Below are 17,836 nucleotides of genomic sequence, written 5' to 3' on the forward strand. Positions count from 1 at the left end.
CATGCCGCTGTCGAAATTTGTATCGATCAGACCAACATGATAACCGTACCAGTTCATCGCTTCGCCAGGCTGAAGAAAAAACTGCTCAGATACACCATTTCGATAGAGCTGAACGGTAACCCTTTCGTTGATCTCCGTACTATCTTTCTTCTCAGAAGAGATACCCATGAAGTGCCCGGGATATGGAGTTGATTTCAACATTCGTGAAAAGACAAGGCTGAAGTCACGGAATTGAAGTGTATCTCCGTGCATCAGGTTTCTGCGCACGGCATTGGCATCATACCCTAACGGTTCATGCTCAGCCCAATCCTCTCGTTTTATTACATTTTCAGGAAGCCTGGCAGAATCCCTTATGGCTGATTCAATAACTTCTGTTTTGATCGGCTCAGAAAGCTCACCCTCTACTCCCGCACGATTTACCCCGGAAACGACAATATCGGACGGACGCTTCATCCCTTCTCCTCCAAAAAAATCGATCTCACGATGAAAAGCGGGATAGTATTCCACTTCCCATTGCCCATTTAATTTTGTTCTCACAAGCCACCATTGAATATCATCTCCATTTTGTGGTTGAAGAGTTAGCGACCAGTAAGAGTTAAAATCGTGAAATGTAACCGCCGGTGCATCCGGAACAGTTGTTGAGATCCAGGGGGATGCAGGAATCAGTGATGGATATGCATTCGGCCCGGCGGCAAGAATTTGGTTGAAATCATCGGGGTTTTCCATGAACGTTTTCATGCTGAAGTGAACGGCACCGGTTACATTCGGAAATGCCCGTGATGTATATAATTGGCCGGTGATTTCATTCGCCGGCCATGATGATAAAATTCGGCTAGTAAACAGTCCCGGCCAGATATGCCGGTTGTAATCGTTCTGCTCCACCCACCAATCCAGCATGATGGGAAACGGCTGCCCAACCTGATCCAGACGATAATAGATCTGAGGTGTAAAATAATCCACCCAGCCCTCCTTCAGCCAGAGCCGGGCATCGGCATAGAGTTCATTGTAAGCATCGAATCCGGTAGTATACTCAGGATAACCCGGCCGCCAGATTCCAAACGGACTGATCCCAAATTTTACGTGAGGTTTTACTTGTTTGATCTCTTCAGACAGTTCTCTCATCAATGTATCCACATTACTTCGCCGCCAGTCTTTCCGGGAGAGTGTGGTACCCTTTTCAACGGCTCTTTGCCAGCTTTCGGTATCCGGAAAATCGGCTCCATCAGCGTAGGAGGGATAGGGATAGAAATAATCGTCAAAATGCACGCCGTCGATATCATAGCGCTCAACCACATCTAAAATGACATCGATTGTATGCTGACGAACCTCAGGAATGCCGGGATCGAGCCAAAGATAATCGCCATATTCATGAACCCAATCGGGTTGAATTTTGCTGATATGATCGGGCGAAATTTCTGATTTATCTGAAGGATGGCCGGCACGATAGGGATTGAACCAGGCGTGTAATTCCATTCCCCGTTTATGAGCTTCTGTTACAGCAAACTCAAGCGGATCATATGCAGGCAATGGCGGTTGTCCCATTTTCCCGGTCAGGTAGTACGACCAGGGTTCATGGGGTGAGGGGTAGAGAGCATCAGCCGCAGGACGAACCTGGAAAATGATGGCGTTGAAATTCAATGCAGCAGCACGATCCAGGATGTCAATCATCTCTTCTTTCTGTCTGTCCACGGGCAGGCCGGGCTCAGAAGGCCAGTCGATATTTGCAACAGTAGCCACCCAAATGGCCCGAAATTCACGGTTTGGTTTGAGACCGTCAACCTGCTGAACCGATGGTTTTTCAATCTCTGGTGGTTGTTGTTCCTCAACGATAGATTCGGTGGACCGACAACTTAGTATAGTCAGCCATAGAATTGGTAACAGAAGAAATAAACGAATCTTCAAAAGCCCTGATATCATTTGATGAAGTTTTTATTGGGTTGAAATATCAAAAATTATTGACCAAATGATAAGGTTTTTTTGCGAACGGAGTAACCACGGGGATAAATATTCATAATCAAAAATATCTCTGCGCCATTTCAGATGATTCTATCAGAAAAGGGAAGGTTCAAGAATTAGCGGGGGCAGCAGGATTGTTCTCTCAATATTCGTGGATCAAATAGAAACGTATTGCATAAAGATCCAATCATTTTAAAAATGAAGTTTCCAACAAATATGTGTGACAGAACTGATAATAATATTTCGCATTAGTTATTAGAGATAGGATGGAGATGATTGATTTAGATATTCAAAAACTTTTCTACTCCAACCTTTTTAATGCCAGAGAGACTTAGAAAAAGGAATTAAATTATGAGATCTAATTATTTGCGAATTCTTACCATAACAATTTTTCTGCTAACACTAATAGTGACATCATGCAAGGATTCAACCAGTTCTGAAAGTTCATTCATCGAAATTACTGACAGTTCATATTCTGTTGTTCAATTAAATGGATGCGACATTGATTCGGGTGCTTCAGCCACACGGTTTCAATTTGTATTGAACTTTGATTCAAGTTCAGGAGTAGATATTAGTGGAATTGAGTTCGACATTTTATTTGAAAGCGGTACGGAAGGTGAAAATATTTTTGAAGATGACTTTGAAGTCGTTGGACAATCACTTGAATTTGACTTCTGCTTTAGATTTGGAAGTTCTTCATCATGGATTGAAATCTATCCATCTATTCTGGCTAATAATGAGGAGTTAGTAAGTAATGAAATTACGATCAGGATAGAGAGGCCGGAGGATGCCAATAAAAATTCATAATAGATTGATTTTGATTATTCATCAAGATGATCAAATAACTGATTTTTAAATCACATTCGGGATTCTCGGCCTATCTTTTGACTTAAATGTGGTTAAACCAATTACTTTTTCCTTATTTCCAAGTCAGCTGTAGCAGACGGTAATAGATACCTTTTCCATTATCTAAGGCCTTTTTGTAATCTTACTTTCCGAAATCTATCAGATGTAATCTAAAGTGCCACAAACCGCTAAACAGTTACAATAAATTCCAATAAGGAGAGTCCATTATTTGATCACACTTACCCTGACACTTTTTTGATAGGCAGACCCAGCTTCAGGCGTGACAGTTAACCGCAGAATGTATATTCCCGACGATAAACCACCAGAATTCCATTCTTTAGTAAAGGTACCAGCAGACTGCGAATCGCTAAGGATCAATTTAATTTTACGACCCAGGAGATCAAAAAGTTGAAGGGTTACATCGGCCTCTTCTGCAAGTTGATATCGTACATTCCCGGCCTCCCGCATAGGGTTTGGAAAGGGGTTATACAGCTTGAACTCGTCTGGTGTAGCCGATTGGTCGAAGTAGATCCATTCGGTGTAATTAGATGGTGCTGAAGTCAACGAGTCAGAGTTCACGGCTTTTACAAACCAGCGCTGGTCAAATTCACCGGACGGCAGATTGGTAATCGAGGCGTCCGCGTAGCTGTTGGTTTCTGATGTGCCAATTAATTCAACGGGTTGTTCGGATTGATCGGAGCGGGCCCTCAACTGTTTCCAGATTTCATAAAAAGCGATATCCCCCCCGGGCTCATTCCAGCTTAAAACAGCTGCGGGTCCTGCAGCTCGTTCTTCTATAGAAACGGAGAGATTTTTGGGCGCATCAGGTGCGGTACTGGATTGCAGATGTACCGTATAATCAGAATCCTGCATCCAGCTATCACCATCCATTCTGAATCTTGAAAACCCGATGGTTTGATTTGCCAGGAGGGCAATTTCAATTTCACTTAGTGGTCCGGATTGAATGTTTAGTGAGCGATTATTTTCAGTTGTATCAGCCGCAAAAACGAACAGGTCGATCGTTTCCGGGTCAACTCGGTATGTGATATAACTCAAATCTCCTGAATTTGATACAAATTCAGGCTCAGAAGATGGTGTGTCTTCAAGAATATTCAGAATACTTGCCGTTGTAAATCGGTTGGATTCCTGGTCGCTGAGATATGATTTTCTTATTACTGGATATGGCATTTTTTCTCCATCAACCCGATTTTGAGCTTCCTGTATCTGAACTGTTTCAATCTCCTCATCATAATTTCCGAAAAGAGGAACTGTATACAAAAAAAGTCGATGGGAAGGACTTGTAAATGGCTGAGCTGAAAAATCCCAAAGGAACCAACCGTTTTCAGTATCAGATTGATCGCTGTTGCCGTAGTATCGCATCACAAAGTCATTACGACCCGAAACGGCTGCAATATCATTGATGTCGATCAGGTAGGGGTTCTCTCCCTTCACAAATATAATGGAACGGTTGTAGGTAGAAGAAGAACCCGAAGGAGAGTCAAAATTCAATTCAACCTGACCAGATATCAGTTCCACATTTTGAGCCGGATTTTGATAATCAATGTCCGCTTCATTGTGAACGCTTACTTTCCTTGTCTCGGTAATGGAAGCAAATGGACTTTCAAGCCCGCCCTCATTCTGGTAGGTTACAAAATCGAACGTAGTTTCGATATCGGATGCATCATACTGCATGGTATTCGTGTAGAGGTATCCGTTCCAAGTGCTGTTGGTTTGAGGATTCCCACTGTCGTAACCTCCATCCGTGAGAAATGAAAATTCATCCAAATAGTAGAGCAATTGCAGTTGATCGGGTTGTTCGTGACCTTCGCCGCTGGTGATTGATTTCCCTTTTTCGCCCACCAGCGCAAGATAGTGCTGTTGGTTTGATGTATCCGTATGCCGAATGATGAATTGCTGATCTTCGGGGTTTGTAAGAGATTCAATGTCAGAACTACTGCTATTGTTGATTGGAATTGCCGCTTCAACCAGGTAAAACTGGTCTTCATTTTCTGTTTCACTATGGTGTTCGGAGAGATTATCAAAAATTGTTGTAAACATTCTGCCAACTTGTTCGTCTCCATACTCGCCGCTCCAACGTAGTAAATTGGCGGCTTGGATGGGCCGCTTGTTGCTGTCATCAAGTGCTGGCAGGGAACCATCAGGGGTTGAAAGATCGGCCAGCCATCGGACGGGATTCAGAAACCAATCATTAAAAAAGGGATCGAACGACTCATCAAGATCTTCATTAATACGAATAGCGTGCCAGAAGATGATGGCGTCCTTCAATACAAAATCCAAATAGAACGGGCCTTCCGCCCAAAACCGGCTGCCGTTTGCGGTTTGATACATCCAATATCGTCCCCTCTGGTCATCTGATGGCTCACTGGCTTTTCTTCGGGCAGTTGAAATATAATCGTCCAGGGTGTCCCAGCTCTTCCTGTGTTGCAGTTTGGGCACTCATGGATGCATAAGCGAGGGCAAAATATCCCTTCATAGGGCGATTCCCGGCTTCAAGATGATCCTCCGTTACTGTAAAAAGGCCGCCCACACCATACTCTCTTTTTAAACCATTATTAAAAAGAATATCAATATCAGCCCTGAAGCGATTCATCAAATCTGTTTTTTCCTGTTCTGTAAGGAGCGAAGAATCATCCAGTCCATAATGTTGGTACGCATTTTCTGTGGCCAAGTAGAGATCCAGCGCTCGTGCCATATTATTAAAGGAGCGGATAGCATTCAGGTAGTCATCAAACGGTTGATCTCCCGGTAATTTTCGAACCAATTTATCATTTGATGTTAGAGAATTAATGGCATTCGTCAATTTATCAATCACCATTGAGTGCTCGCCTATAGTAAGGCCGTAAGTATTCTTAGACTGCTCAGAATCGATCCCGTTTTGTTCTAATACGAGAGATGCCAGCGTTTCGAAAGCCAGGTATTGCAATATATTGGTGGTGTATTCAATCTGGCCCACATCAGGATTCAAAGAGATTGGGTCTTTCGCCTTCTCCAGAATCTGCGATACTGACAGATAAGCTGAACTATTTTTTGAATCCATCGCCTCGTTTAAAATCTGCTGTAGTCCCAGTCCGCGTTCCCCCTCATTCGAAAAGCCTGAAATAGAAAGCCCCGGGCGCATCGAAATAACTGATGCGTCATTCAGAAATCGATTGTTGGACTTATTTTCCGGAACATCAGTAATAATTTGTCCCATAGCTGTTGGAGTAAAATAAAGTAGAAGCAAACAGCCTAAATAGATCTTTTTCATCCGATAAATTTTTTAGTGATGTTCATTCAGAATATATGAATTCAACAGAATGATGATAGAAGGCTTTGCAAAACTCTGACCGTCATCCTGAACTTGATTCAGGATCTCCAGATACTGGCTATAAAGGCGAATGGAGAATCTGAATTGAGTTCAGATTGACCAATAACCACGGTTTTGCAAAGCCCTCTGATAGATAATTCTAATTAATGATTGATTCTAAATTTATTTTAAGAAACAGGTTCTATCAGATGTGGAACGATTTATCAATGCTGTGGTTTTTTAAATGCGAACAATGAGTTTAAATAATAGACAAAAATGAGTTATACAGTAGAAATAACATCCATCGAGCAAGTAACACACGACGTTAAATAATTCACATTTGAAAAACCGGATGGCTACTCCTTTACACCCGGCCAGGCAACGGAGGTTTCCATCAATAAAGAGGGATGGAAAGATGAAAAACGACCGTTTACATTTACCTCATTGAATGAAGATCCAGAGCTGGAGTTTGTTATCAAGATCTATGAAGATCACGATGGTGTAACTAATCAAATCGGTAAACTGGAAGTTGGTGACGAATTTATTATTGATGACCCGTGGGGAACCATCCAGTATAATGGCCCCGGTGTGTTTTTGGCTGGCGGAGCCGGTGTAACACCGTTTATTGCCATATTCAGAGATCTGCACAAAAAAGGGAAGTTGAAAGGAAACCGTTTGATTTTTTCCAACAAGAGCTCCAATGATGTAATCCTCCAGGAGGAGTTCGAAGAGATGCTCGGTAATGATTTTATATCCGTTCTGACTGATAAAGATGCAGAGGACCATACATTCCTGGATGGTTTTATTGACAAAGATTTCTTGGCCGAACAGATTGATGATTTTGACCAGCCGTTTTACGTTTGTGGTCCTATGGCTTTCAATGAAAATATGATGAAATATCTGAAAGAGTTAGGCGCCAATCCGGATAGTCTCGTATTTGAAGAGTAATTGTTTGATCATCGTATTCCACTGGATTTGAAATAAGTGCATTATTTCCAAAAACAGATCTCAATGTAGATTTGTCCATCGGCAAAGATCCGAATAGATCGGCATCATCTGTCGGTTTTATGATCTGCAACTATTGCCGATAGAGCAGAAACAACATCCCCATCCAAAAGAGCCGGGATCTCTGAAGTAGATTTAGGAAAGCAATCAATAAGCTCACTCGCGGTGTGATTGTAGCGTACTGCACTGCCAAAAAGGGTACTTTGTATGACAAAATTCCTGGATGAATCATCCTGACACTGTAGTTAATTGGCGCAAACCAGATAGTTATCAGCCTCTGCTGGTGATCTCTATAACTCCGTTCCTTCCCTCATGCCCATACAACATAGTGGCTTTCGATAATTTGATCACACGAACAGCCTTGACATTTTGCATATTTAGCATCGTATAAATATTTGAAAAACTTCTGCCGGCTCGAACACCATCAATTACAAATAAAGGACGCGTATCTGATTGCAGGAAAGTAGATGATGAGCCGCGAATGGAGATCGTTGCCGCACGCCCCGATCCCTGAACTCTCACGCCACTCAGCCGGCGCAGGTAGATATCGAGTCCAAGATTAGGATTGTCAACCATAATTTCGGTTCCGGCTTGCTGAGAGTTGTTGGAAGAATATGAACCAGTACTGGCACAGCCTGTAAAGAGAAGCAAAACTGTAATGGAAAGGAGAGGGATGAAGTATTTCATGATCTTAATATTAATATCTCATATATATGTATAGTAATACTGTATTTGCCTTCTCGCAAGTGATGCTACAATTGAGGTACGTCTTAATGAAAAGTATTTTAATTTTGTTCAAATATTATCAAGTAATTCTCACCTCTTCGTCCAATTCAATAGATTGAACTGATTTGTGCTCTGCAAGTGAGAGAATTTTTGAGCCTTTCAACTCAGCCGAAAGAATATTGTCCATCAACTTATTGGCTTGTTCAAGTTTTAGATCATCTGCATTCGTTCCCTCTTTAGTTACGATAAGTACTCTGTACGATTTTTCAGGATACTTGCGAATAGCATTTTCAAGATCGGTTTGAATATTTTTCATATCAATTTGGATTACAGAAAAGTAAGGTGCCCATAGGTAACGGGCACCTTACCGATTTATGTTTATAGCTACGCTGTTGCCAGGTCACAGTTTATCAAACCATAACCGTGTGGTTCATCGAATCCGGCAGCACCAAGATCTGATGCTGATGCCGTAATTCTGCGTTCAACATTTATGGGGCTGATACCCGGATACTTCTCATAAAGAAGTGCAGCAAGACCGGCTACGTGAGGACATGCCATACTGGTTCCGGTTTTTTCGTCATAACCATTATTCAACACAGTGGAATTGACGTCAACTCCGGGAGCTACTACGGTAACCCGATTCCACTCGGAATGATCTCCGTCACGTGATGAAAAGCTGGCTATGTTACTGCTTTGATTAACAGCACCAACTGCAATCGGACTTGCATTAGAGTTCGATCTCTGGTAAGCATTAGCCGGTGAACCTACCCAGGGGAAGGAACTGCTGTTTCCTGAGTTTCCGGCAGATGTAACAACAGTTACACCAGCTTCCTGGCACTTTCTAACCGCATTGGCATAGGCCGTACTTGGGGCTGTTGAACTACCCAGACTCATACTCGCAACCTGTATATCATTTTGAATACACCAGTCCATGCCTGCAATAACCCATGATGAGTACCCGCTGCCAGAGTCTGAAAGCACTTTTACGGCATAGAGACTGCACAAAGGGGCAACTCCAACCACGCCGATAAAATTGTTCCTGGCACCGATGATTCCTGCACAGTGCGTACCGTGGCTGTGCCCGTCGTCGTAACTGGATACACCACTTACAAAAGATGCACCGCCCGATATGGTAAGGTCGTTATGATTCGCGATTCCCGTATCAAGAACGGCAACTTTCACGCCACTTCCCTTGTAGCCCCTGTTCCACGCTGCGGGTGCATTGATCATGCTGATATTCCAGGGTACCGGTTGCTTTCGCAATACGGGTGGTCTCCAGGGGAATGGTTTTCTTGGAATGGGTCTTAGAATTGGGTTTCGGGGTACTGGTAAAACCGGTCCATATCCTCCACTTCCAGAAGTTTGTTCTCTTGTTCCCATTTGAAGCATCGATGAGAAAAGGTCCATCATGGCATTTCGGTAACCTTCGTCGTACGAACCATTTGTGTCGTAACCGGCTTCGCTGATGGAGCTGTTGAATCGTTCCAGTTGCTCTTCTTCTGCCGAGAGCTCAAGAATATGAACTTCTGTATCCTCCTCAACAGCTAATACTTCTTTCTTTTTTGCCAGTTTGGAATGTTCCTCATCGTCCAGTTCAATAGAACTGATTCCAAGTTTTGAAAAGTGAAGGACATCATCTTTTTTAGGGGTGGAGTCGGTCTCCATAAACGAGACGCCCTCTTTGGTTTTGCTTTTTGTTACACCAAGTATACTGCTTGCTTTAGACGAATCTATGTCCTGATCCGCATATGTAACCAAGTATCTCTTTCTTTTTTTCTGATTCATTGGTTTATCTCCTGTTTATTTTTTTCCTACTCTGTCGGCTTTTCGGATTCCGCCCTCTGGATAATTGAGCGATCAATTACACAGAATTATCCCAAGTTTTTGTGAGTTGTATCCCGTTTGAAAAGCCTTAGTAGAATTAAAACAGTCCGGTACTATTTAAAAATCGCGTAAACCTAAATACCGAATTGATCTGAATAAAATCAAATCAAATATTAATAAATTTTAATCTGTTTATATGTATGAACCGGATAAACCGAAAACCTTACAATTTTTTTAAAAATTTATTTTGCGAAGAGGTATGAATAGAAAAAAACCGGTATGCTCTGAATAAATAAAATTACTTTCGTTTGTCTTTTACATAGATCACTTTGGAATGTCCATCCCCAACTTTTCTCTCTTCCATTTCAAAAAGTCCGATGGCATCTATCAATTCTCCAAGTTTTTTATACCCGTAATTTCGGGGATCAAAACCCGGAGACTGTTTTGCAATATAACTGCCTACCGGTGCCAGGTGCGCCCATCCGCTCTCATCGGAAGATGCTTCGATGGCATTTCTTACCAGGTTAACAAGCTTTGTATCTTGTTTTAAATCTTTTGCGGGACGTTTTTTTCTCTGCTGTTTATCATCATCCTCTTCTGCTAATACCTCCGTGTAAATAAATTTATCGCAGGCAGCAACGAATGGATCGGGTGTTTTCTTTTCACCGAATCCATAGACTACAAGGCCGGCCTCCCGAATACGAGCTGCAAGTTTGGTAAAATCGCTGTCGCTGGAAACAAGGCAAAATCCATCGAATTTGTCTGTATAAAGCAAGTCCATTGCATCAATGATCAGGGCACTGTCTGTTGCATTTTTACCCCGGGTATATCCAAATTGCTGTATGGGCTGAATAGAGTGTTCAAGTAAAACCTCTTTCCATCCCCGAAGCTGGGGCTGCGTCCAGTCTCCATAAATTCGTTTTACATTTGCAGTTCCGTATTTGGCAACTTCTGCAAGTAAATTTTCTGTGATAGATGGCTGGGCGTTATCGGCATCGATCAGAATGGCAAGTTTTTGTGTAGAACCTGTATCCATTGGAATGATTTGATTCTTTCTCGGCTTATTTTATTAAATTATACTGAATCACAAGATAATATTTTTCATCGGTTTTACAGTGAATAAGTAATAAATTGTTGATTCTGGATGAAAAAATGAAGTCCTTTTAAGTACGTAAGTTTTTAATTAAATCAATATAGTATGCCTAAGTGTGAAATTTATCAGGACGTGAAAGGAGAATGGAGATGGCGGCGAACCAATAAAAAAGGTGACATTCTCGCTCATGCCACTGAAGGCTTTGAGAAAAGAGAAGATTGCGAAAAAAACGGCAAAGAAGAAGGCCCATGTACCAGTTATAAACTGAAGGTCTAAATCAGCTGTTCTCACCTGGTTCAAAATAAGCACGCAATATAGAGGCGAACTGTTTTGGTTTGTCCAAAAAAGCGTAATGACCGGCCCCGTCTATTTCAACGAGAGCACTCCGTTTCAACAACGCTTCAAATTGCTTTCCCTGATATAGGGGTGTTGCTGTATCATTCTCTCCCCAAATTAAGAGTATCTCATGTTTAACTTGCGGAACCAGTTGATCCAGGTGCTCATTTACGCATGCAACAAACGTCTCTCTCATCACCCCGGATAATTTTTGATAGTCGGAAGAGCCAAGACTTTTCCAGAGAGAAGTTTGTCGTAACTTAGTAAGTCCTTTCTCCCGGTACTGTTTAGGCAACAGGGTAAACGGAAGTTTCAATGTTTTTGCAGTGTATTTTTTCAGATAATAATTAGTGGTCCGCTTAGGTTTCAATCCGGCCGCACCTGTAAAAACCACTTTATCTATTTTTGAAGAGACCGTTGGCCGGGTTAACAATTTCAGGGCAACACGAGCTCCGAAAGAGTGCACAATTAGGTCAATCGACTCATCTGGAAGAATGTTTTTGATAAACTCTTCTATAAGATCAACAAAATCATCAACACGCCAGGGTGAATTTGGTTCAGGTGAGTTTCCAAATCCGGGAAAGTCAACAAGATAACTTGCTCTGATATCCTGCAGCTGTTTTGCCATCGGCATCATTACTTTTGAGTCGCTCCCCCAGCCATGCAAAAGCAGAACTGATTTACCGTTTCCAGTTGAGTACCATGCCAGTCTTCCTTTCTCAGAATCAAAAAAATTTGGGTCCATTCGCACTAATCTTGTAAGGGATTTAAAAAATCAGGTTCATAAATATAAAGAACCTCTATTGGTTTGGACAGTTAGAACAAGTTATTAAAAACAAATATAGAACCGCTGGATTTTAAAAAAAGGGAAGATTTATGAAGAGAAGAATATTTTTCTTACTCGAAAAACTCGAGATCAAAAGAAGCGAAAGAATTGCAATTTCTGCACTACTGATTTTATTAGTGATACTGAGTGGAGCGCTCACTTTTAGCAAACCATATGCTAATTACAGCGAAAAAGAGTATGCCAAACTTGAAAAAGTTTTTAAAGAGAAAAGTGAGCAGATCGAACAGGAAGAGGAACGAATTCTGGCCCGATATCAGCCAGGTCGTGATCTGCCCGTTTCGATCTCCGTCAGAAATGAGGAGAGTCCATCAATAAATTTGTCGGATACAACTCAACAAACAGATGAGAAAAATGAAGTTGCTGAAATTATTAATATCAATACGGCTACCAATGAACGCCTCCAGGAACTACCGGGTGTGGGGCCGGCCTATGCAGAGCGGATTATCAATTGGAGAAAAGAAAATGGATCGTTCACATCCAAAGATCAATTGCTTGAAATTAAAGGAATTGGTGATAAAAGATTGGCCCGAATCAAGCCGTTAATCACTCTTTAAACAGATGATAAAAAAGTATTAAAAACATGTGGATCTTATTTTTAAACCGACCCTGTTTCCCTATTTTTTAAATCAAACAAATAAAAGAAGTAATCAGGGTTCAGATGTCTAATAAAATTTTATGGGCTGATGATGAGATTGACCAGCTAAAATCTCACATCATCTTTCTCCAAAATAAAGGGTTTGAGGTTACCCCTGTCACCAACGGCAGGGATGCTATCTCTTTGATTAAGTCTCGTACGTTCGACATTGTTTTCCTTGATGAACAGATGCCCGGAATGGACGGCCTTGCCACTCTTGAACAGATCCAGCAGCTACAACCTTCACTGCCTGTTGTAATGATTACCAAGAGCGAAGAGGAATCGATTATGGAGGATGCGATCGGGAATAAAATCTCCGATTACCTGATTAAACCCGTAAATCCAAACCAGATTCTTCTCACTATTAAACGAATTCTTGATAAACGAAGAATTCAAAATGAGAAGGCTGCTCAAACGTATCTGAAAAGTTTTAAAAAACTATCTGCTAAATTTAGTGAGGATACAAGCTGGCAGGAGTGGATCGATATTTATAAACAACTTACACATTGGGAGTTGAATCTTGAAGCGGGTGATGAAGGACTGCAACAGGTTCTGCAGGATCAGTTTCAGCAGGCAAACCAGGCATTTGGTAAATTTATAAAAATGGAATACCGTGGTTGGCTGAAAACACAGGATAATGAGCACCCGGTCTTAAGCCCAAACCTGCTTGAATGGAAAGTCTTTCCCCTGTTGAAGGAGAATAAAACCGTAGTTTTTTTCCTGATTGACTGTATGCGCTACGATCAGTGGCTGCTATTTCAGAGTATGCTGAATGAATATTTTACTATCAATACAGATTTTTATTATTCGATTCTTCCAACGGCAACGCCATTTTCACGGAATGCAATTTTTTCCGGTTTATACCCGCTGGAAATTCAACGCCGATATCCCGATCTGTGGGAGATGGGGCAGGAAGAGAGTTCACTCAACCGACATGAGGAGGTCTTGCTGAAAAGATACTTAAATCGAAACGGGCTGCCTGAACAGGTGAAATACGAGAAGATCATCAACCCGGAAGATGGAAATAGAATTGTGGATAAGATTTCGAATTATACACAGACACAGTTTTCAACGATTATTTATAATTTTGTGGATACACTGGTTCACAGCCGGTCCGATTCTGAAGTTTTAAAACAGCTTGCCCCCGATGTTTCTGCGTTCAGATCGCTTACTGAAACCTGGTTTCAACACTCATCTCTCCTCAGAATGTTTAAAGAACTGGCCAGGGAAGATGTAACTGTTGTGGTTTCCACAGACCATGGATCCATTCGGGCTATGCGTGATACAAAAGTATTTGGAGATCGTGATGCTGCGACGAACTTACGTTACAAATATGGCCGAAATCTCCGGGCGCAGGACAGTGCCGCTATTTATATCGATAAACCCCACACCTACCAGTTGCCCGTGGAGCCTCCCGCAAATTCTTATATCATCGCTAAAGAGGATTACTACTTTGTGTATCCCACCAATTACAACAAATTTCAAAATCGCTATCGGGATACATTTCAGCACGGAGGTGCATCGATGGAGGAGATGATTTTGCCCGTTGCAACGATGAAACCCCGCGAATGATAAAATGAAAACGGTTCAAAGCTGCAGTCCTGAAGAGACGATTCGTATTGCGAAGAAATTTGCTCAAACTGTGGAACGGGGGGATGTCATCTGCCTGGAGGGAAATCTTGGAGCCGGAAAAACTCATTTTGTACGAGGTTTTGTACAGGGGTTGGGACTTTCGGGTGATGTTGTCTCTTCGCCTACGTTTACCCTCATTAATGAGTACGATGGAGAACTACCGGTTTACCATTTTGATTGTTACCGTCTTGAGCATGTTGAGGAAGCTCTTGAAATTGGAGCAGAAGAATATTTATATGGCGACGGCGTTTGCGTAATCGAGTGGCCGAATCGGATTACAGAGATATTGCCACCTACCTCAAAGCATGTTACCTTTAGCATCACTGGAAAGAATAAACGCGAGATTAGTTTCAACAATAATTTATAATGGCAACACAAAACCGGCGACTCTCTTACCGATTAGATCTTCTTCCGGTTATCTATCCCTACCACCGGCGGGCAACGAATATTGTACAGTTGGGTGACCTGGTGTATTACGGCCCATCGCCGGAGTATTACGGTATAGGTGAAGTAGTGAGTGCCGAGGGAAATTTTTGTGTTGTAGATTTTCGCGGAACCGGATTACTTGGAATCCAAAAAGATGTTTTTTCCAACAAATATATTATTCCCATCCATAAGTTGAATTTGGGGCATTTGCTCAAATCGACATAAATTCTCTGCACCCTTCAAGGAGTAATCTTTAATGATTTTTTTGCTGATAAAGTATTATTTATGTAAAATACACGAAAATCGTGTACACTAAATTATTATGAAGAATATTACATTTTCAGCGGACGAATCTTTGATTCAAAAAGCTCGGGATAAAGCCCGAAAGGAAAACACATCTTTGAATAAAAGGTTTAGAGAGTGGTTGGAAAGGTATGCATCTCGGGGTGAAAGAGAGGAAGAGATTGAAGCTATCCTTTCAAAGTTTAGTTATGCAAAGCCAGGCCGGTCATTTACTCGGGATGAATTGAATGAGCGATAGATATTTTCTTGATACTAATATCATAGTTTATTCCTTTGATGTAAGTGATCCCCAGAAACAGAAGACTGCAAAGAAGTTAATTACAGATGGGCTCATTCAGAATCAAGGTGTTATCAGTTATCAAGTTGTTCAGGAATTTATAAATGTATCAACTCGAAAATTTGAGACTCCATTATCCATAAAAGATTGCCGACAGTATGTTGATTCAGTTCTTGATCAGATGTGGGAAGTGTATTCAAGCAAAGATTTGGTGTATTCAGCTTTTGATATACATGAAAGATGGCAATACTCTTTTTATGATTCTCTGATTATTGCCGCCGCTATCGAAGCATCATGTAATATTCTCTACTCAGAAGACCTACAGCACAAACAAAAAATATACTCGCTCCAAATTCTCAATCCATTTGTTTAAGTCATGAAGGTTCTACTTTGAAAGGGAAGAGCAAGCAAGGATTGATCAAGGAGGGGATGGCATATGAATTCTTCATTTAGCTCCCATCTAACATCCCTCTGAATTTCTCAAGAACAATTGAGAAATTCTGTCTCCCTTCGAAGGGAGATTTAATCACTCATCCTAAATCGCCCATAAACCCAAAGCAGAATCGCTAAAAAGAGTCCGGGATAGAAAGGCTCAAGACCATAAAATGCATACCCGCTTTGCGGCTGTGGAATAACGGTTCCTAAAATCAGCCAGGTCAGAGAGACCAATGTACAACCAATGATTGACGCATAAACGATTCTGGCTGGAAACTGGAATGGTTTTAGATAGATTCCCAGAACCGGGATCAACAATCCGGGAATAAATACCGACCCGATGACATACCACAGATCAATCACACTTGGATAGATAATAATCAGGATGATACCAATAATTGCCGAAACCAAAATTCCAATCCGGGTTAACAGATTCGGCCGAATATTTGGGAAATATTTAACAAGATAGTCTCGCCCAAGGGTTTGTCCTGAGATGAAAAGATAGCTATCCAACGTAGACATGATCGTTGCTAAAAGAGAGAGAAAGAAGATCCCCTTCAAACCAACGGGCAGAATTTGATCGGCTAAAAGAGGATAAGCTAAAACGGGTTGATCAAGCCCTTCACCCAAAATGGCAAACGCATACATGCCGGCAAAACAGGTCAGGAAATCAAAGGCAACCCAAAACGCAATGGACCAAAAAATTCCTCTCTTAGCCGTTTCAGGAGATTCCGCTGCTGCCGCCCGCTGATGAAAACTGGGATCCACAAAGGTCCACAGTGCGATAAAAAACCACACAAGAATATATTGCAGCGAATGGCCGCCGGTGATATCCATATGCCCACTTGGCAGTTCATTTATAAGAATACCAAATCCGCCAAATTCGGAAATGGCAAAAATCAGCAGAATGATAAAACCGGCAAACATGAGGACGACCTGCAAAATATCCGTTCGGATAACCGCGCCGAATCCCCCGATAATGATATAAAGAACCGAGAACAGGGCAACCAGCGAGGCATAGAGTAGAAAAGGGGCATCTCCGCCAATGAGAAACTGGAAAATCAGGCCAAGCATTAGAATATAAGGGGCAGGGCTGACCAGGATAAAAATGGGCAGGGCACTAATGCGCCCCGCACGTTCACTATACTGGTTGGCAACAGCTTCAGGGATTGTCAGGGCTTTGTTCAGCCGAATTTTTCCGGCGAGGAATACGGCAAAAATGGCTGAGAAAATATAAAATGGTGCTCCCAGGATAAGCCATTGTGAAATACCAAATTGGTAACTCCATTCCCCAACTCCCAGGATTCCTCCATACCAAGTAGAAACAAGTGTAGCTACAAAAGCTGGAAGTGTAACCTTTCGTCCGCTAAGCAGAAACTGTTCTTCTGTCTCTTCCGAATTCCATTCCTTTTTCCAACTAATCCAGATAAGAAACAGGAAGTAAAAAGCAATAAGAGACCAATCGAAAATTGTAAAACCTGAAGACACGAAATTGGAATTTAATGATGCGTAAGGAGAAGAAGGTCTCCTTTTTTGAATTTAATTTCGACCGTTTCTTCCACCGCTTCATTGGAACTGCCGTCACGGATGCCGTTTTCGAGCGCTTCATCCTTTAAAGGATATTTTAATCCCCTGGTTGTTATCCCTTCCACTTTTCCGGAGAGAGGGAAGAGAGAGATCATGGTGCCGATTTTAAAAGTTTCCCGAAAAGGAGATTGGATAATTTTTATCGTAGTGTAATTATCGATCAGCTCAATCGACTTAAAATGTGAATCGTACTGAAGAAGAACAGAGAGATTTTTCAAGGTATGATCGAGACGTTTTCCCGTAGCGCCGAAAACAGTGACCTCACTCACAGATTTTCGTAATACATGGGAGAGAGCTTTTTCAAGATCGTTGGTTTCCTGATCTTCGTCTTTAATAACAAGCGCCTCTTCATTACCGGAAACGTTGTAGCTATCCAGGTCACCGATGATGACATCCGGCTGAATACCCAATTCAATGGCCCGGTTAGCCCCGCCATCTGCAGCAATTAGAAGATTTCCATCAAATAATTCTCGCTCGATTATTGTTTTTTTTGGAATATCGCCATCGCAAAGTATAACTGCCTTCATGTAAATGATAATAGATGAATAACTGTTAAGAATCCATTGATTAAAAATGTTTGCTATCTATGCAAAGAAACTTCA

General features: G+C 41.7%; 18 protein-coding genes and 1 pseudogene. 9 read left to right on the plus strand and 10 right to left on the minus strand.

Annotated elements, in window-relative coordinates; translation table 11 throughout:
- The coding region (locus U5K72_04935) for a family 10 glycosylhydrolase (GenBank protein MDZ7718148.1) at positions 1-1,902 on the minus strand (1,902 nt) is incomplete at its 3' end.
- Between the two features lie 405 nt (positions 1,903-2,307).
- On the opposite strand from U5K72_04935, the gene U5K72_04940 reads away from it, so the two are divergent.
- Positions 2,308-2,763, plus strand: coding sequence for a hypothetical protein (locus U5K72_04940; protein MDZ7718149.1), 456 nt, complete (start codon positions 2,308-2,310; stop codon positions 2,761-2,763).
- Between the two features lie 264 nt (positions 2,764-3,027).
- On the opposite strand, the gene U5K72_04945 is transcribed toward U5K72_04940, so the two are convergent.
- Positions 3,028-5,259, minus strand: a complete 2,232-nt coding sequence (locus U5K72_04945; protein MDZ7718150.1) for a T9SS type A sorting domain-containing protein — start codon at positions 5,257-5,259, stop codon at positions 3,028-3,030.
- Positions 5,183-6,070, minus strand: a complete 888-nt coding sequence (locus U5K72_04950; protein MDZ7718151.1) for a hypothetical protein — start codon at positions 6,068-6,070, stop codon at positions 5,183-5,185. Before U5K72_04950 ends, U5K72_04945 begins: the two co-directional genes overlap by 77 nt.
- A gap of 411 nt (positions 6,071-6,481) precedes the next feature.
- Between U5K72_04950 and U5K72_04955 the strand changes: the two are divergent.
- Together U5K72_04955 and U5K72_04960 are read left to right on the plus strand one after the other, a co-directional pair.
- Positions 6,482-6,673, plus strand: a pseudogene (locus U5K72_04955) (flavodoxin reductase).
- A gap of 24 nt (positions 6,674-6,697) precedes the next feature.
- Positions 6,698-7,057: a hypothetical protein gene (locus U5K72_04960; GenBank protein ID MDZ7718152.1), complete on the plus strand. Its 360-nt coding sequence runs from the start codon at positions 6,698-6,700 to the stop codon at positions 7,055-7,057.
- 327 nt (positions 7,058-7,384) lie between these two features.
- Here the strand turns inward: U5K72_04960 and U5K72_04965 are convergent, their stop codons facing one another.
- The 4 genes from U5K72_04965 to U5K72_04980 form a co-directional block, all read right to left on the minus strand.
- Complete coding sequence (locus U5K72_04965; GenBank protein MDZ7718153.1) at positions 7,385-7,801, minus strand: TonB-dependent receptor plug domain-containing protein; 417 nt, start codon at positions 7,799-7,801, stop codon at positions 7,385-7,387.
- A 118-nt stretch (positions 7,802-7,919) separates the two neighbouring features.
- The gene (locus U5K72_04970) at positions 7,920-8,156 is read right to left on the minus strand and encodes a hypothetical protein (GenBank protein ID MDZ7718154.1); all 237 of its coding nucleotides are present in this window, start codon (positions 8,154-8,156) and stop codon (positions 7,920-7,922) included.
- Between the two features lie 68 nt (positions 8,157-8,224).
- Positions 8,225-9,625, minus strand: coding sequence for a S8 family serine peptidase (locus tag U5K72_04975; GenBank protein MDZ7718155.1), 1,401 nt, complete (start codon positions 9,623-9,625; stop codon positions 8,225-8,227).
- A 337-nt stretch (positions 9,626-9,962) separates the two neighbouring features.
- Complete coding sequence (locus tag U5K72_04980) at positions 9,963-10,700, minus strand: NYN domain-containing protein (protein MDZ7718156.1); 738 nt, start codon at positions 10,698-10,700, stop codon at positions 9,963-9,965.
- Between the two features lie 162 nt (positions 10,701-10,862).
- Here U5K72_04980 and U5K72_04985 point away from each other — a divergent pair, with 162 nt between their 5' ends.
- Positions 10,863-11,033, plus strand: coding sequence for a hypothetical protein (locus U5K72_04985; protein MDZ7718157.1), 171 nt, complete (start codon positions 10,863-10,865; stop codon positions 11,031-11,033).
- A 1-nt stretch (position 11,034) separates the two neighbouring features.
- Here the strand turns inward: U5K72_04985 and U5K72_04990 are convergent, their stop codons facing one another.
- Positions 11,035-11,838 (minus strand): alpha/beta hydrolase, encoded by an 804-nt coding sequence (locus tag U5K72_04990; GenBank protein MDZ7718158.1) that lies wholly within the window; start codon positions 11,836-11,838, stop codon positions 11,035-11,037.
- Between the two features lie 131 nt (positions 11,839-11,969).
- Here U5K72_04990 and U5K72_04995 point away from each other — a divergent pair, with 131 nt between their 5' ends.
- From U5K72_04995 to U5K72_05015, 5 genes are all read left to right on the plus strand, one after another.
- A complete protein-coding gene (locus U5K72_04995; protein MDZ7718159.1) occupies positions 11,970-12,494 on the plus strand; it encodes a helix-hairpin-helix domain-containing protein in 525 nt (174 codons plus the stop codon).
- Between the two features lie 104 nt (positions 12,495-12,598).
- Positions 12,599-14,146, plus strand: a complete 1,548-nt coding sequence (locus tag U5K72_05000; GenBank protein ID MDZ7718160.1) for a response regulator — start codon at positions 12,599-12,601, stop codon at positions 14,144-14,146.
- Between the two features lie 4 nt (positions 14,147-14,150).
- Positions 14,151-14,573 carry a tRNA (adenosine(37)-N6)-threonylcarbamoyltransferase complex ATPase subunit type 1 TsaE gene (tsaE, locus tag U5K72_05005; protein ID MDZ7718161.1) on the plus strand — a complete coding sequence of 141 codons (423 nt, stop codon included), beginning with the start codon at positions 14,151-14,153 and terminating at the stop codon, positions 14,571-14,573.
- Positions 14,573-14,857, plus strand: coding sequence for a hypothetical protein (locus tag U5K72_05010; GenBank protein ID MDZ7718162.1), 285 nt, complete (start codon positions 14,573-14,575; stop codon positions 14,855-14,857). Before tsaE ends, U5K72_05010 begins: the two co-directional genes overlap by 1 nt.
- Positions 14,858-15,162: 305 nt before the next feature.
- Entirely contained in the window at positions 15,163-15,585 is a 423-nt protein-coding gene (locus tag U5K72_05015) for a PIN domain-containing protein (GenBank protein MDZ7718163.1), read from the plus strand.
- A 149-nt stretch (positions 15,586-15,734) separates the two neighbouring features.
- Here U5K72_05015 and U5K72_05020 read toward each other — a convergent pair whose 3' ends face one another.
- Positions 15,735-17,135 carry a sodium:solute symporter family protein gene (locus tag U5K72_05020; GenBank protein ID MDZ7718164.1) on the minus strand — a complete coding sequence of 467 codons (1,401 nt, stop codon included), beginning with the start codon at positions 17,133-17,135 and terminating at the stop codon, positions 15,735-15,737.
- A gap of 11 nt (positions 17,136-17,146) precedes the next feature.
- On the minus strand, positions 17,147-17,761 hold the full coding sequence (locus U5K72_05025; GenBank protein MDZ7718165.1) for a thiamine diphosphokinase: 615 nt from the start codon (positions 17,759-17,761) through the stop codon (positions 17,147-17,149).
- Positions 17,762-17,836 lie beyond the last annotated feature (75 nt).

The organism is Balneolaceae bacterium, from assembly GCA_034521495.1.
GTDB lineage: Bacteria > Bacteroidota > Rhodothermia > Balneolales > Balneolaceae > Rhodohalobacter.

Coding starts and splice junctions, on each gene's coding strand:
- U5K72_04950 (MDZ7718151.1), bottom strand. CDS start 6,070: ATGAAAAAGATCTATTTAGGCTGTTTGCTTCTACTTTATTTTACTCCA.
- U5K72_04970 (MDZ7718154.1), bottom strand. CDS start 8,156: ATGAAAAATATTCAAACCGATCTTGAAAATGCTATTCGCAAGTATCCT.
- U5K72_04975 (MDZ7718155.1), bottom strand. CDS start 9,625: ATGAATCAGAAAAAAAGAAAGAGATACTTGGTTACATATGCGGATCAG.
- U5K72_05025 (MDZ7718165.1), bottom strand. CDS start 17,761: ATGAAGGCAGTTATACTTTGCGATGGCGATATTCCAAAAAAAACAATA.
- U5K72_04980 (MDZ7718156.1), bottom strand. CDS start 10,700: ATGGATACAGGTTCTACACAAAAACTTGCCATTCTGATCGATGCCGAT.
- U5K72_04965 (MDZ7718153.1), bottom strand. CDS start 7,801: ATGAAATACTTCATCCCTCTCCTTTCCATTACAGTTTTGCTTCTCTTT.
- tsaE (MDZ7718161.1), top strand. CDS start 14,151: ATGAAAACGGTTCAAAGCTGCAGTCCTGAAGAGACGATTCGTATTGCG.
- U5K72_05000 (MDZ7718160.1), top strand. CDS start 12,599: ATGTCTAATAAAATTTTATGGGCTGATGATGAGATTGACCAGCTAAAA.
- U5K72_04995 (MDZ7718159.1), top strand. CDS start 11,970: ATGAAGAGAAGAATATTTTTCTTACTCGAAAAACTCGAGATCAAAAGA.
- U5K72_05015 (MDZ7718163.1), top strand. CDS start 15,163: ATGAGCGATAGATATTTTCTTGATACTAATATCATAGTTTATTCCTTT.
- U5K72_05010 (MDZ7718162.1), top strand. CDS start 14,573: ATGGCAACACAAAACCGGCGACTCTCTTACCGATTAGATCTTCTTCCG.
- U5K72_04990 (MDZ7718158.1), bottom strand. CDS start 11,838: ATGGACCCAAATTTTTTTGATTCTGAGAAAGGAAGACTGGCATGGTAC.
- U5K72_04940 (MDZ7718149.1), top strand. CDS start 2,308: ATGAGATCTAATTATTTGCGAATTCTTACCATAACAATTTTTCTGCTA.
- U5K72_04985 (MDZ7718157.1), top strand. CDS start 10,863: ATGCCTAAGTGTGAAATTTATCAGGACGTGAAAGGAGAATGGAGATGG.